The 13,227-nt window shown below is 61.2% G+C and carries 12 protein-coding genes; 10 read left to right on the top strand and 2 right to left on the bottom strand.

Going from position 1 to position 13,227, the window contains the following annotated elements:
- The first annotated feature begins 77 nt into the window (after nt 1-77).
- The 4 genes from JQ863_RS01230 (at nt 78) to JQ863_RS01215 (ending at nt 4,700) form a co-directional block, all read left to right on the top strand.
- The gene (locus JQ863_RS01230; RefSeq protein WP_204112515.1) at nt 78-668 is read left to right on the top strand and encodes a 4'-phosphopantetheinyl transferase family protein; all 591 of its coding nucleotides are present in this window, start codon (nt 78-80) and stop codon (nt 666-668) included.
- Between the two features lie 99 nt (nt 669-767).
- Nucleotides 768-2,054, top strand: coding sequence for a Wzz/FepE/Etk N-terminal domain-containing protein (locus tag JQ863_RS01225; RefSeq protein WP_275411505.1), 1,287 nt, complete (start codon nt 768-770; stop codon nt 2,052-2,054).
- A 438-nt stretch (nt 2,055-2,492) separates the two neighbouring features.
- The gene (locus tag JQ863_RS01220) at nt 2,493-3,158 is read left to right on the top strand and encodes a sugar transferase (RefSeq protein ID WP_204112513.1); all 666 of its coding nucleotides are present in this window, start codon (nt 2,493-2,495) and stop codon (nt 3,156-3,158) included.
- Between the two features lie 96 nt (nt 3,159-3,254).
- Nucleotides 3,255-4,700 carry a hypothetical protein gene (locus tag JQ863_RS01215; RefSeq protein WP_204112512.1) on the top strand — a complete coding sequence of 482 codons (1,446 nt, stop codon included), beginning with the start codon at nt 3,255-3,257 and terminating at the stop codon, nt 4,698-4,700.
- A gap of 9 nt (nt 4,701-4,709) precedes the next feature.
- Here JQ863_RS01215 and JQ863_RS01210 read toward each other — a convergent pair whose 3' ends face one another.
- The gene (locus tag JQ863_RS01210) at nt 4,710-5,453 is read right to left on the bottom strand and encodes a WecB/TagA/CpsF family glycosyltransferase (protein WP_338055460.1); all 744 of its coding nucleotides are present in this window, start codon (nt 5,451-5,453) and stop codon (nt 4,710-4,712) included.
- Between the two features lie 140 nt (nt 5,454-5,593).
- On the opposite strand from JQ863_RS01210, the gene JQ863_RS01205 reads away from it, so the two are divergent.
- The 6 genes from JQ863_RS01205 to JQ863_RS01180 are packed head-to-tail and all read left to right on the top strand — an operon-like array spanning nt 5,594 to nt 12,871.
- Nucleotides 5,594-6,709, top strand: coding sequence for a Gfo/Idh/MocA family protein (locus JQ863_RS01205; RefSeq protein WP_204112510.1), 1,116 nt, complete (start codon nt 5,594-5,596; stop codon nt 6,707-6,709).
- Nucleotides 6,706-7,686 (top strand): NAD-dependent epimerase/dehydratase family protein, encoded by a 981-nt coding sequence (locus tag JQ863_RS01200; protein WP_204112509.1) that lies wholly within the window; start codon nt 6,706-6,708, stop codon nt 7,684-7,686. The genes JQ863_RS01205 and JQ863_RS01200 overlap by 4 nt, the downstream gene beginning before the upstream one ends.
- Nucleotides 7,687-7,706: 20 nt before the next feature.
- Nucleotides 7,707-8,954: a glycosyltransferase family 4 protein gene (locus tag JQ863_RS01195; protein ID WP_204112508.1), complete on the top strand. Its 1,248-nt coding sequence runs from the start codon at nt 7,707-7,709 to the stop codon at nt 8,952-8,954.
- Nucleotides 8,954-9,922, top strand: a complete 969-nt coding sequence (locus JQ863_RS01190) for a glycosyltransferase family 2 protein (RefSeq protein ID WP_204112507.1) — start codon at nt 8,954-8,956, stop codon at nt 9,920-9,922. The genes JQ863_RS01195 and JQ863_RS01190 overlap by 1 nt, the downstream gene beginning before the upstream one ends.
- 18 nt (nt 9,923-9,940) lie before the next feature.
- Nucleotides 9,941-12,046 (top strand): NAD-dependent epimerase/dehydratase family protein, encoded by a 2,106-nt coding sequence (locus JQ863_RS01185; protein WP_204112506.1) that lies wholly within the window; start codon nt 9,941-9,943, stop codon nt 12,044-12,046.
- Nucleotides 12,047-12,100: 54 nt separating this feature from the next.
- Nucleotides 12,101-12,871, top strand: coding sequence for a CpsD/CapB family tyrosine-protein kinase (locus tag JQ863_RS01180; RefSeq protein ID WP_204112505.1), 771 nt, complete (start codon nt 12,101-12,103; stop codon nt 12,869-12,871).
- A gap of 2 nt (nt 12,872-12,873) precedes the next feature.
- Here the strand turns inward: JQ863_RS01180 and JQ863_RS01175 are convergent, their stop codons facing one another.
- Nucleotides 12,874-13,221 carry an EamA family transporter gene (locus JQ863_RS01175; protein ID WP_204112504.1) on the bottom strand — a complete coding sequence of 116 codons (348 nt, stop codon included), beginning with the start codon at nt 13,219-13,221 and terminating at the stop codon, nt 12,874-12,876.
- Nucleotides 13,222-13,227 lie beyond the last annotated feature (6 nt).

Below are 13,227 nucleotides of genomic sequence, written 5' to 3'. Positions count from 1 at the left end.
TGGGCGACCTTGTCACACTCAGGCATGCTTTGCGGCCTCAGTTGCCGCTGACCGTGGGGATGGGGTTGCGTCGGGTCATGGATACCATTGACGACTTGTTTCCACAGGAACAGTCGGCAATCGCCCGTGCCGTCCCTCGGCGGCGGCAAGAGTTTGCTGCTGGACGTCGAGCCGCGCGGGACGCACTTGCCGGGCTGGGTCGCCAGGCAGCCCCGATTGCAGTGGGCTCAGATCGCGCTCCGATTTGGCCTGACGGCTGTGCCGGGAGCATCAGCCATGACGCCGAATTTGCTGTGGCGCTGGTCGCAAGATCAGACGATTTCCGCTGTATTGGGGTCGACATGGAACCCGATCTTCCCTTGCCCGATGACGTAACCGCCGAGGTTCTGCAGGGTGGCGAAGTGGCCATTGCCCAGACTGGGGGGAACGCGGATCGCGCGATTTTCTGCGCCAAGGAAGCGGCCTACAAGTGCCTTTATCCCATCACGCACGAGGTGATCGGGTTCGACGCCATGACGGTTTCCTTTCCGGCGCAAAATCGGTTCTGCGCCATGCTGCTGCGGGAGACGGGGCCATTTCCCAAGGGTTTTGTGCTGAATGGGACGGTTTTGCGCGCGGCGTCGCGGATCGTCTCGATGGTCTGGCTGGATGCCTCGCAACCCCGGTGATTCCCGCCTTTCGCCACGGGATAAACACATTGACGGGCTAGGCCATTCGGGTAGAGATGAGACGCCCCAAAAGCGGCGCACAGAGGCAGTAGGCAGAACATGGACAGATTCCAGTCACTTGGCGAAGTGCTCGGCATGTTGCGCCGGCGCGTCGTGCTGTGGGCCGGAGTTGCGGCGATTGGTGTTCTGATCTCGTTGTTTTACACCCTGTCCCTGCCGCGCATTTATGAAACGGCCGCCGTCATTCAGATCGAGCAGCCCTCGATCGAAGAGGCGACAGCAGGCACCGGGAACCTGAACGCGGCCACGTTGCAAAAACTTCAGATCATTGAGCAGCGGGTGATGGCGCGGGATAATCTTCTGGACATCATCACCAAGTACAACTTGTTTGCAGATGATCCGTCGATGACGGAATCGATGAAGGTCTATCAGCTGCGGCTTGCCGCACGGGTCCAGCAGATCACCGATCCCAGCCTGGCCTGGCGTCCGGATGTCAGCCCGACCGCGCTTATGATTTCGGTCCGGCTTGGCGACCCTGAAATGGCGGCAAATGTCGCCAATGAACTGGTGACCAACGTGCTGGATCAAAACGCCCGCCGCCGGGCAGAGCGGGCACGAGAGACGCTGGAATTCTTCAATTCAGAGGAAAAGCGCGTTCGTGAGGCAATCGTCGCGCTGGAGGACAGGATTGCGAAATTCAAGCGTGAACATGCTGCGTCCCTGCCAGAGCAGGTCGAAGAGAACCGGCGCGAACTGAACCGCATCCGGGACATCGTGCTGGACCTTGAGCGCCAGATCGTCGGACAGCGCGAAGGGATCACGCCCGACATCAACTCGCCCATGGGTCAGCGTATCCTGCGGCTTCAGGAACAGCGGGACCTGTATCGGGAACGGGCCGATGAAATTCAGGCGGCGCTGACGGCCGCGCCGGAAGTTGAGCTGATCTATAATGCGCTGCACCGGCAATTGAGGCAATTGACCGAGCAATATCAGGCAATCACCGCCAATCGGTCGGACGCCGAGTTGAACCAGATGATCGAAGCCAGTCACCAGGCCGAGAGCTTTGCGGTCCTGGAGCGCGCCGTGGTTCCCGAGATTCCGGTTGCCCCGCGCCGAAAGCGGATCATGGGGATTGGCGTGCTTCTCAGCCTTCTTGCGGCGACGGCCGCGGCTCTTGTGGTAGAACTGCGCAATCCGGTGATCTGGACCGCCGCACAATTCGAACGGCAACTGCAATCACCGCCCGTCGTCTCGATCCCGGTCGTCGAATTGCCGGCCGAAAGGCTGCGCAGACGAGCCAGGCGGGTTGTCGGGGCCGCGGTCTTTGTCTCGGTTTTTGTGCTGGTGGTTCTGGTGATCCTGACCCGGGGCCGCATCGGGGCGTGATGCCGGTCGGATTCTCCAAGGCTGATTCGCGTCAATTGCCCGCCAAATTTTTCACAAAGCGAAACAATCAGGCGCATTGGCGTTGATCATTTCAATATCGAAAGATCAGGTGGAGGCCGAGTTGCCTTATTTTTGCCCAATTTCAGGTTTCCGTGGAAAAGTTCTGAGACTCTACCCTTAAATATCAATGGCTTAACGTCCAGGTTGAGTGCCACAGTGTAGACATAATCAAGAGTTTGCACTTAATTGCAACGTGGGTGGGCGTAACTGGGGTAGAAGAGGAAGATCAAGGCGAAAGCTACTCACTTTTGTAGCTCGCCGATGCAGGCGTTTCCGCAATTCACGATTGACCGTGTTGGTCGGTTTGAGCCGACGCGCGGGTGGTCTTTTGATGTCCGTGTTCTTCCGAATTTTGTCCCGTTTGGGGATGTTTGAGCGATGACTTATCTGTCACGGGATGAGTTTGCCGATGCGTATTCGGTGGCTGCGGAAGGTAAAAAAACCTATCGAAGCCACACAAAACGGCTTTTCGATATCGGGTTTGTCGCGGTTGTCGCGCTGCCCGTTTCTCTGGTTGTCGTGGCGTTGGCGATGGTCATCGCTCTTGACGGGCATTCCCCTTTTTATCGGCAAAACCGAGTGGGCCGGAACGGTCGCGTCTTTGTCATGTGGAAGCTGCGCAGCATGGTGCCAGACGCCGAGCACACCCTTGCGGCCTATCTCGAAAATCACCCCGAGGCGCGGGCCGAGTGGGACAGCAAGCAAAAGCTGATCGACGATCCAAGGATCACGCGGCTTGGGCGGGTGATCCGCAAGACGTCGCTGGATGAACTGCCGCAATTCTGGAATGTGCTGGTCGGAGACATGTCTGTCGTCGGACCCCGGCCGATGATGGTCGATCAGGTAAAGCTTTACCCCGGCACCGCCTATTATGCGCTGCGCCCCGGTATCACCGGCTTCTGGCAGGTGTCCGAGCGTAACCTGAGCAGTTTTGCCGAGCGCGCGCAACACGACACCGAGTATTTCCAGGCGGTGTCCTTCGGAACCGACCTTCGCGTCGTCATGCGCACAGTCGGTGTGGTGTTGACGGCAACCGGGGTCTGACAGGTCGTCAATTCAGCGATATAGTGAGGCCAAAACTGCCCGCTCGGTGCCCCAGCCGATGTCGGGTGTGTGCTGCGCGACGAGGAACCAGAGCGGATGCCCAATACGCTTGCCTATGTGATGCTGGCCATTTGGCCGCTTGTCATCTGGCAATTGTTCCTGCGCCTGCCGCCCGGACGGGCGTTGATATGGTCGGTTCTGTCTGCATACCTGATCTTGCCAAGCTACCCGGCACGGTTCGATTTTCCATTGATGCCGGCGTTGGACAAGGTGACCCTGCCGGACCTGGCTATTCTGGTGTGTGTGTTTTTTATGGTGCCGCGCAAGCTGCGGCTTTTGCCTCAGTCGCCCTTGGCAAAAGCCCTTGTCCTGACGTTCATATTCTCGCCGATACTTACGGTCCTGACGAATCCCGAGCCGCTGCATTTTCATTTCGGAGAGGTGCGCGGCTTGATCCTGCAAGATGCGATCGCGCTTCCGATCACCCAATTCCTGTCGCTGATCGGCTTCCTTCTGGCGCGCAACCTTTTGACCGAGACCGATGATCAGCGCGACCTGCTTCTTGCCTTGCTGATTGGCGGAATGCTCTATTCCCTGCCAATGCTGCTTGAGGTACGCCTGTCGCCGCAGTTGAACAACTGGGTCTATGGTTACTACCAGCACCTGTTTTCGCAATCGGTCCGGGGTGATGGCTATCGACCGATCGTGTTTCTGTATCACGGTATCTGGGTGGCCTTCTTCACCCTGTCGGCACTGGTGGCGGCGCTGGGGCTGTGGAAGTCTGCAAGCTATCCCCGAAACCTGAAATACCTGCTGATGTCCGGCTACCTTGCCGTAATCCTGGTGCTGTGCCGCACACTGGCGTCGATGGTCTACGGCCTGTTTGTCGGCCTTGCGGTGATCTTCCTGAAGCGGCGGGCGCAGATCTGGCTGGCGATGGTGCTGGCGGTGATTGCTTTGACATATCCCCTCCTGAAAGGGGTCGACCTTGTGCCGTCGCAAACGATTTTGGCGCAGGCCGAGAAGATTTCGACGGAACGGGCCGCTTCGCTCAAGTTCCGGCTGGACAACGAAGACATCCTGCTCGAGCGCGCCAATGAGAAACCCCTGTTTGGTTGGGGCATCTGGGGGCGCAACCACGAACATGATCCGGCAACCGGACAAATCCGAACCGTCACGGATGGGCGCTGGGTGCTGACGTTGGGCGTGTTCGGCTGGGTCGGCTTTCTGGCTGAATTCGGTCTGATCGCGCTGCCGATTTTTCTGATCGCGGCCGAAGTGCGACGGCGCGCGCTTGTCGAAGCCCGGAACCGAAGGCTGCGCAGGGTGGTCGAGTTGGCAGAGTTCTCACCCTACCTCGGCCCCTTGTGCCTGCTCTTGGCGGTGAACCTGTTTGACATGATCCCCAATGCAACGATCACGCCGCTGACCTGGCTTATCTCAGGCGCGCTGTTGGGTCACGCCGAGAAGCTGGGTCAAATGCGTGATGACACGTCCAAGGAAAAGGCCGATCGACTGGGATTGCGCACGATCCTGAAGTGACGCGATGGATCACAGGCGTTTGGCGTCGCGGTAAAGCACGGGCAGGATGGCGGCGCACCGCAGGTAGCGCCCGGTCAGGCGAAACGGGCTGGACAACATGCGCCACAGCCATTCCATTTTGATGGCGCGCACCCAACCCGGCGCACGCCTCTGGGTCCCGGCCAGAAAATCCAGCCCTGCGCCGACCGAGGCAAATCCAATACCCGGCGCGATCTCGCGTCCGCGGGCGGCGAGGATTTCCTGTTTCGGCGCACCAAGCGCCAGAAAACACACCCCCGCGCCGGTGGCCGCAACCTGTTCCAGCAGTTTCGCGGCATCGTCCCCTGATGGGTCGAACGGGAAGGGCGGTGCAAGAGTCGCAACCACGCGGGTTCCGGGCACAAGGCTTTCCAGCCGCCGGGCGGCTTTTTGCAGGGATTTCTCGGTGCTGCCGACCAGTACGACGCCGCGTTTGGCCTGCACAGCAAGCGCGCAAAGTGGCGCAACAAGGTCCGACCCCGGCAACAGCGTCACCGGACGGCCTGCGACGTTTGACAGCCAGACCACCGGATTGCCGTCCGCGACTACGAAATCCTGTGTTTTGTACGCGTCGGCAAATCCCTGATCCCGGCGCAGCTTCACCAGATGATCCAGGTTCAGCGTCGCCAGCGTCCAGCCCTGGCCTTTGCCCCAGCGGTCGAGGATTGCAAACGATAGTGTTGTCCAGTCGGGGATATTAACCGTGATCCGCCCGGATTTGGTTTCGAACTGCACGCCTGTCGCCCTTTCTGCCCCCGAGGGTATTTCTAGCATGGTTTGAACGGCTTGGCATCACAGATAAGCGGCTGGCAGCAAAGGTTTGTTTGGCTATACTCCCAAACGGGCAGGCCAGGGATACAGGGATAGGCAAGAACATGAAGCGATCGGTTTCGATCATTGGATGCGGATTTGTTGCCGACCTCTACATGGCGTCGCTGAAGACCTTTCCCGATGTCGCGGTGGCATGCGCGTTTGACCGCGACCCGGTGCGGATGGCGGCATTTTGCGCTCATTGGGGGATCGCCCCCGCCGCTGATATCAACGACCTTCTTGCGCGGACGGATGGCATCGTCCTGAACCTGACCAATCCGGCGTCGCATTACGGCGTCAACAAGGCCTGCCTTGAGGCCGGTCGCCATGTCTATTGTGAAAAACCGCTGGCGATGGAGTTCGCGCAAGCGCAGGAGCTGGCGGCACTGGCGCGTGAAAAAGGGGTGATGCTGTCCTCGGCCCCCTGTTCGCTTCTGGGTGAGGCGGCGCAGATGTTTGCCAAGGCCGTAAGAGACGGCGTCGCGGGCGATATCCGGCTGGTCTATGTGGAACTGGATGACGGGTTCATCCCGCAGGCCCCCTATCAGTCCTGGACCAGCGAAAGCGGCGCGCCTTGGCCAGCAGGTGACGAATTTGCAGTGGGCTGCACGCTGGAACACGCCGGGTACTACCTGGGCTGGATGATCGGAACCTTCGGATCGGTCCGGCGGGTGGTGGCGGCCTCGGCCGAGGTTCTGCCGATGAAAGAGGTGACCGGAACGCCCGATGTGTCGGTTGCGACGCTGTTTTTCGAAAGTGGTCTGGTGGCGCGGCTGACCTGTTCCATCGTCGCGCCGCATGATCACCGCATCCGGGCAATCGGCGACAAGGGGGTAATCAGCGTGAACGCAGCCTGGGATAATGGTGCTAAGGTCAAGTTCCGCCACCGGCTGCGCCTGCGGCGACGGCTGCTGGAAAGCCCGATTGCACAGCGGATCAAGCCGGGCGGCGCAACCCATCCCAAGGTCAAACGACGAGGCGCGGCATCGATGAATTTCGCGCTTGGCCCGGTCGAAATGCTGGACGCGATGGCGGAGAACCGCCCTTGCCGCCTGTCTGTCGATCTGGGGTTACACATGACCGAAGTCACGCTGGCGATCCAGAATGCGGGCGACAAGGGTCGAGCGCAGGACATGTCCACGCGCTGCGACCCGATTGATCCGATGCCGTGGGCGCAATGACCGGGCGCATTGCCATCACGGGGGCTTCGGGGTTCATCGGGGCAGAAATCTTGCGCCTTGGGCTGGAACAGGGTCGAAACTGCCACGCAATTCTGCGCTCTGACAGGGGCGTGCGGCGCGAAGGGGTCAGGGTATCGATGGTGGACCTGTCGGCCCCGGACGCAGAGCCCGCTTTGATCGACGCCCTGTCCGATGTCGAGACCCTGATCCATGTCGCGGCATCCCTGTCCGGGGATTGGGCGACGCAGCAAGCGGACACGATCGCCGCGTCTGAGGCAGTGATTGCAGCTGTGACCAAAGCCGGGGTCAGACGCGTTGTCCTGCTGTCCACCATCGCGGTTTATGACGTCACAGGCCTGCCGAACGGCGGTGCAGTGACCGAGGACTCGCCGTTGGAATCGCATCCCGCCCGCCGCGACGTCTATGCCCGCGCCAAGCTGACCCAAGAGGCGATGTTCCGCGACGCTGCCACAGCGGGGGCATTTGAACTGGTCGTTCTCAGGCCGGGTGCGGTCTATGGGCCGGATCGGTTGATGAATGCCCATATCGGGCCCGCCATCGGGCCGCTTCTGATACGGCTGGGGGCGGGGGGTGAGGTGCCTCTGGCCCATGTCGCAACCTGTGCGCAGGCGGCGCTGGCTGCCGCAGACCTGCCCTTGTCCGCGCGATGGGAGGCGATCAATGTCGTCGACGATGACCTGCCTGACCGTCGCCAGTTTGTCGATGCACTGCGGCGCTGCGGTTGGCCGCGTTTTGTCCTTGCGCTGCCCCGCGCCGTGCTGACCTGGCCTGCGCATCTTCTGCCCGACCACCCGTCCCTGCCCGGACTGTTGCGGCCCGCGATTCAGGCCGCTCGGCTCAAGCCCTTGACATATTCCAACAAACGGCTGCATCAGCGCCTTGGCGCGGTCACATTGATGCCGTTTGATCGCGGAATGAGGCAGTCTATTGAACATTCGGGGAAGGCCGTAAAATGACGGCTTTGCAAAGGGCAGGTATGGGCCCTGGTCGGATTGCCTATCTGACCGGAGAATACCCGCGCGCGACGGATACGTTTATCCAGCGAGAGGTTGCCGCATTGCGCCACCAGGGGCGCGAGGTCGCGACGTTCTCGATCCGCCGCACCGGGCCGGAACACCATGTCGGCCCGGAACAGGTGGCCGAGGCCGCCGCCACTTTCAATGTCCTGCCCGCCGCCAAGAACCCCGCCCGTCTGATCGCGGCGCATGTAGGGGCCCTCCTGCGGTCCCCGGCCCGTTACCTGCGCGCCATTGCGCTTGCCGCCGGGTCACGGCCGCCGGGGATCAGGGGTGCGCTGTTCCAGCTGTTCTATTTCCTTGAAGCCGGCGTGCTGGCGGATCAGATGCAGCGGCAGGGGATTGGGCATCTGCACAACCACATTGCCAAGCAAAGCTGCAATGTGGCGATGTTGGCTTCCGAGATGTCGGGCATCCCTTTCAGCTTTACCCTTCACGGGCCGGATATCTTCTTTGCGCCCGAACACTGGCGGTTGGACCGCAAGATCGAAAAGGCGCGGTTTGTCGCCTGTATCAGTCATTTCTGCCGGGCGCAGGGCATGGCGTTTTCCAGTCAGGACCACTGGCAGAAGCTGCACATCATTCATTGCGGTGTCGACCCGGCGCGATACAGTCCGGGCAGGCGGGACCCCGCGCAACAGGTTCTGTTTGTCGGGCGATTGGCAGCAGTGAAAGGTGTACCGATCCTGTTGCATGCTCTGGAGGCACTGCGGGATGTGAAGGGCCTTCAGCTTGACCTGATCGGAGACGGACCCGACCGCGCCGCGCTTGAGGCACAGGCGCATGCAATGGGCCTGCAAGACCGGGTGCGGTTCCTAGGCTATCGTTCACAGGACGAGGTCGCCGACGCATTGACGCGGGCGGACCTGTTTGTTCTGCCCAGTTTCGCCGAAGGGGTGCCGGTCGTGCTGATGGAGGCAATGGCCGCCGGGGTGCCAGTGGTCACGACGCGGATCGCCGGCATTCCCGAACTGGTCGAGGATGGCATCAGCGGGCGGTTGGTGCCGCCGGGCGACGTGGATGCGCTGACCACGGCAATACGCGGCATGTTTGACGAACCTGCGCAGGCGCGGAAGATGGGGCAGGCTGGGCGTGCCGTCGTTGCCGTAAGCTATGACGCGGAAGTCGAAGCGTGCCGGTTGGGGGTGTTGTTCGACGCCTATGCCGGGATTGGCGCCCACCCGCCAATCCGCCCTGAGGTGACCTGATGTCGCTGGGTATCGTGGTGATAGGGCGGAACGAGGGCGCGCGGCTTCTGGACTGCCTCGACTCGCTGGCCAGTGCTGAAGCGCCCGTAATCTATGTCGATTCCGGGTCTTCGGACAATTCCGTTGCAGACGCACGCGCGCGGGGGGTGATGGTGGTCGAACTGGACCCGACCACGCCTTTCACGGCGGCGCGTGGGCGCAATGCCGGGGTAGACGCACTGCGCGCCGCAGACACGCCCCCCGAGTTCATCCAGTTCTTTGATGGCGACTGCATTATCGAGCCGGGTTGGATCGCGACCGGGCTTGCCGCTATGGAAGCGGATCCTGAACTGGGGTTGGTGACCGGATGGCGAACCGAGATCCACCCCGATGCCTCGATCTATAACGCGATCTGCGATGTCGAGTGGCGGCGCCCTGCAGGTGAGATTGCGGCCTGTGGCGGCGACATGTTGGTGCGGGCTTCGGCGTTTGGCGCGGCGGGCGGCTTCGATCCCCGCGTTATCGCCGCCGAGGATGACGAGTTTTGCGTCCGACTTGCCAAGGCTGGCTGGAAGCTGCGGCGGTTTCCGGTGAAAATGACCCGCCACGATGCGGCCATGACGCAGTTTGCCGAATGGTGGCAGCGCGCGCGGCGTTCGGGGCATGGGTTTGCGCAGGTCGGCGACATGCACCCATCCTATTTCATCAAGGAACGGGCGCGGGTGGTGATCTATGGCTTGCTCATGCCATTTCTGTTTGTTCTTGGCCTGATCGGTCCCGGCTGGCTGAGCGGTCTGGTTCTGGCAGGTTACGGCGTTTCCTATTTGCGCGGCGTGCGCGGGCTGATTGTTGATGGGCTGCCCATGGACAAGGCATGGCGGCAGGGCGTGTTTCTGACCCTGTCGAAATTTCCGAACGCCATTGGGTTTCTTCAGTACTACTGGCGCAAATGGACCAAGGCCGCGATGCGGATCATCGAATATAAGTAGCAAGTGGACCCCAGACTGATGGCAACTGACACCCATATCCGCACAGGGCTGATCGGCGCGGGCTATATCGCGGACTGGCACGCGGACGCGATTGCGGCCACACCCGGCGCGCGGCTGGTGGCCGTATGCGATGCGTCCGTTAGTGCGGCGCGGGGTTTTGCCGAGTCGCGTGGCATCATGGCCTTTACCTCGGTCGACGACATGATCGCCTCGGGCACGGTGGATGCGGTGCATGTCCTGACGCCGCCGAACACCCATGCCGCAATCGCGCGCAGCTGCCTGGAAGCGGGGTTACATGTGCTGGTCGAGAAGCCCGCCGCCCTGAACGGGGCCGAGATCGACGAGTTGGACGCCTTGGCGGGCGCGAATGGTCTGGCTCTTGCGGTAGGACATAATTTCCTTGGCATTCCCGGCTACGCGCGACTGAAGGAAAAAACCAGGTCCGGCGCGCTTGGGCGGATTACATCGGTCGACATCAACTGGCACTTTCCCCTGGCGCCACTGCGGTCCGGCCCATTTGGGCTGTGGCTGCTTCGCGCGCCAGAGAACCTGCTTCTGGAACTCGGGCCACATCTGTTTGCCTTTGCGGTCGATCTGATTGGACCGATTGAGGTGGTTAGCCTGCACCTGGGAAAGCCTATTGCGCTGCCCGGCGATACCTCGCGCGCGCAAAGCTGGCGGATCGCGGCGCGGGCCGGGGACGTAGATGTGTCCCTGTCGCTTTCGCTGGTAGAAACGGTGGATGACCGTACTGTCACGGTGCGCGGTTCCAGCGGTCTGGCGCGGCTGGACTACGCCAATGACGTGCTGACAACGCGGTCCGAGAACGCCGCCGATATCGTGCTGAACCCGTTTCTGCGCGAAATGTCAGCTGCCGCTCAACACCTGCGCGAGGGTGCAGTTAATGGCGCGCGGCAACTTCTCAGCCTCAATCGAAAATCGCCCTACGCATTGGGATTCAGGGGGCTAAGTGGAGCGTTTTATGGTGCAATAGGGTCGAATTCCGCGATTGACGACCGCTTCTCGGGTGCATCGGCGACGGCTGTCATGGTGGCGATCGACCAGGTGTTGGCGATGATGCCGAAACCCGAAAAACCGCCCCGGCCGAAATCACGCAAAAAGCCGAAGCCAGAGGTGTTGATCGTCGGCGGCACCGGATTTATCGGCCGCGCGTTGACACGCGCATTGGTGGCCTCCGGACGCGACGTGTGCGTTCTCAGCCGGGGGGCACATGGCCCGTTTTCCGACATTGCAGACCATGTGCAGATGACGTCGGCCTCGCTGACCGACCGCGCGGCGCTGGAGCAGGCGATGGAGGGGATCGACACGGTCTTTCACCTTGGAAAATCGAAGGATTCGACTTGGGACTCGGCGCTGCGGAACGACGTCGGACCCACGGTTGCCTTGGCCGAGGCTGCAATGACGGCGGGTGTCCGACGTTTTGTTTATACCGGCACGATTGCGTCCTATGACATGTCCGACCCAGACGTCAGGATCACCGAGGACACGGGTTTTGCCGAGGACATGTCCGATCGCAATATCTATGCCCGGTCCAAAGCGGAATGTGAAAAGCAGCTGTTGCAATTGCACCGGGACAAGAGGCTGCCGCTGGTGATCGCGCGCCCCGGCATAGTTGTTGGCAAAGGTGGTCCGCTGCAGCACTGGGGTATTGGTCGGTGGCATGGTGCCGGTGCAGTGCGGATTTGGGGGCGGGGACAGAATACGCTGCCATTTGTTCTGAACAGCGACATAGCTGCCGGGTTGATCCGAATGATCGAGGCCGACGGGATCGAGGGCGAAAGCTTTAACCTTGTTGGTGACAACCTGTTTACCGCGCGGGACTATTTCGATGCCATTCACGCGCGGCTGGGTGCGCGGATTACGGTGCGGACAGGAAACCTGCATATGTTCTGGCTGATGGATGGCGTGAAATACGCGCTGAAACGCCATGCGCTGGGCCGCCGTGGGGCCGTGCGGGCCTCGATCAAGGATTGGAAAAGCCGGGCGCATTTCTCAGCCTTTGACAACAATAAGCCAAAACGAATGCTGGGCTGGACCCCGGTCAACGACCGTGAAGCCTTTTTGAAAGCGGCGATTGACGATGCCGATCTCTTTGGCTTCTGAGTGGACGCGACGCATGATAGACAGACCACGACATGCCAAGGAACCGGGCAAGCGATGACCAAGGATAACACCCGCCAGAATCAGGCCAAGCCCAACGTCAGCAAGACCCATCTGCCGGTGGCGCAGGAGGTCGAGGACATCTGGCGTCGCCTGACGCAGGCGCTTTTGAATGACAAGCATCTGACGAGTCACAAAGTGGTCAGCGCCACGCGAACGGACCCGGCGAACCTGTCGTTTGACATGCTGCGCACCCGGCTTCGGCAGGCCATGGCGGACCGTGGCTGGACCCGGGTTGCGGTGACCGCGCCGACGTCCGGGTGTGGCACGTCCTTTGTTGCGTCGAACCTGGCGCTGGCGATGTCGCGGTTTGAAGACTGCAGAACGGTCCTGATGGACCTCGACCTGCGGAAGCCTTCTTTGGACAGGATTCTGGGTGTTTCCCCGATCGCAGCGATAGAGGAATACCTTGCCGGTCGTATCGACCCGATGGATTTCTTCCAGCGGGCGCGCGCGAACCTGGCCCTGGGGTTGAACAATCACGCGCGGATGAGTGCCGCGGAACTGTTTCAGGACGTGATGACAACGGATGTGCTGGACGAGATGTCCGACATCCTATCGCCCGAGATTGTCATTTTCGACATGCCGGCAGCGTTGGAGCATGATGACCTTCTTGCCTTCCTGCCGAATGTTGACGGGGTTCTATTGGTTGCGGGGGCGGGTGTTTCGACGGCGGATGACGTCTTGAAGGCCGAGCGGCTGATTGGTGACGTCAAACCGCTGATGGGTGTGGTGCTGAACAGGGCCGAGGGCGCGGTCAAGGTCTGACCCTAGGCCCGCGCCATGACCACCAGTCCGACAATGATGATCAACAGGCCGATGACGCGGGTTGCCACGACGGGTTCCCCCAGAAACAGAATGCCGATCAGGAACACCACCACGAAGCTGAGCGCGACGAAAGGATAGGCCAGTGACAGGTCCAACTGTCTGAGTGCGAACAGCCAGAACAGCGTGCCGACGCCATAGGCGGCCAGCCCCGCAAGGATCCAGGGCGACGTGAGGAAGCCAAGTGATTTTGTCACCACCCCGGCGCCCTCGGCAAAGCTGATCCGATCAACACCTGCTTTGAAAGCGGTCTGACCAAGTGCCGACAGGGTGACGGAAACAACGATCAGCATCAGCCC

Source organism: Shimia biformata (assembly GCF_016888515.1).
Classification (GTDB): domain Bacteria; phylum Pseudomonadota; class Alphaproteobacteria; order Rhodobacterales; family Rhodobacteraceae; genus Shimia_A; species Shimia_A biformata.
This window is presented reverse-complemented; position numbering and strand designations above follow the sequence as displayed.

Excerpts from the sequence above, each read along its gene's own strand:
- JQ863_RS01230 (WP_204112515.1), top strand. The coding sequence starts at position 78 with ATGGATACCATTGACGACTTGTTTCCACAGGAACAGTCGGCAATCGCC.
- JQ863_RS01225 (WP_275411505.1), top strand. The coding sequence starts at position 768 with ATGGACAGATTCCAGTCACTTGGCGAAGTGCTCGGCATGTTGCGCCGG.
- JQ863_RS01220 (WP_204112513.1), top strand. The coding sequence starts at position 2,493 with ATGACTTATCTGTCACGGGATGAGTTTGCCGATGCGTATTCGGTGGCT.
- JQ863_RS01215 (WP_204112512.1), top strand. The coding sequence starts at position 3,255 with ATGCCCAATACGCTTGCCTATGTGATGCTGGCCATTTGGCCGCTTGTC.
- JQ863_RS01205 (WP_204112510.1), top strand. The coding sequence starts at position 5,594 with ATGAAGCGATCGGTTTCGATCATTGGATGCGGATTTGTTGCCGACCTC.
- JQ863_RS01200 (WP_204112509.1), top strand. The coding sequence starts at position 6,706 with ATGACCGGGCGCATTGCCATCACGGGGGCTTCGGGGTTCATCGGGGCA.
- JQ863_RS01195 (WP_204112508.1), top strand. The coding sequence starts at position 7,707 with ATGGGCCCTGGTCGGATTGCCTATCTGACCGGAGAATACCCGCGCGCG.
- JQ863_RS01190 (WP_204112507.1), top strand. The coding sequence starts at position 8,954 with ATGTCGCTGGGTATCGTGGTGATAGGGCGGAACGAGGGCGCGCGGCTT.
- JQ863_RS01185 (WP_204112506.1), top strand. The coding sequence starts at position 9,941 with ATGGCAACTGACACCCATATCCGCACAGGGCTGATCGGCGCGGGCTAT.
- JQ863_RS01180 (WP_204112505.1), top strand. The coding sequence starts at position 12,101 with ATGACCAAGGATAACACCCGCCAGAATCAGGCCAAGCCCAACGTCAGC.
- JQ863_RS01175 (WP_204112504.1), bottom strand. The coding sequence starts at position 13,221 with ATGCTGATCGTTGTTTCCGTCACCCTGTCGGCACTTGGTCAGACCGCT.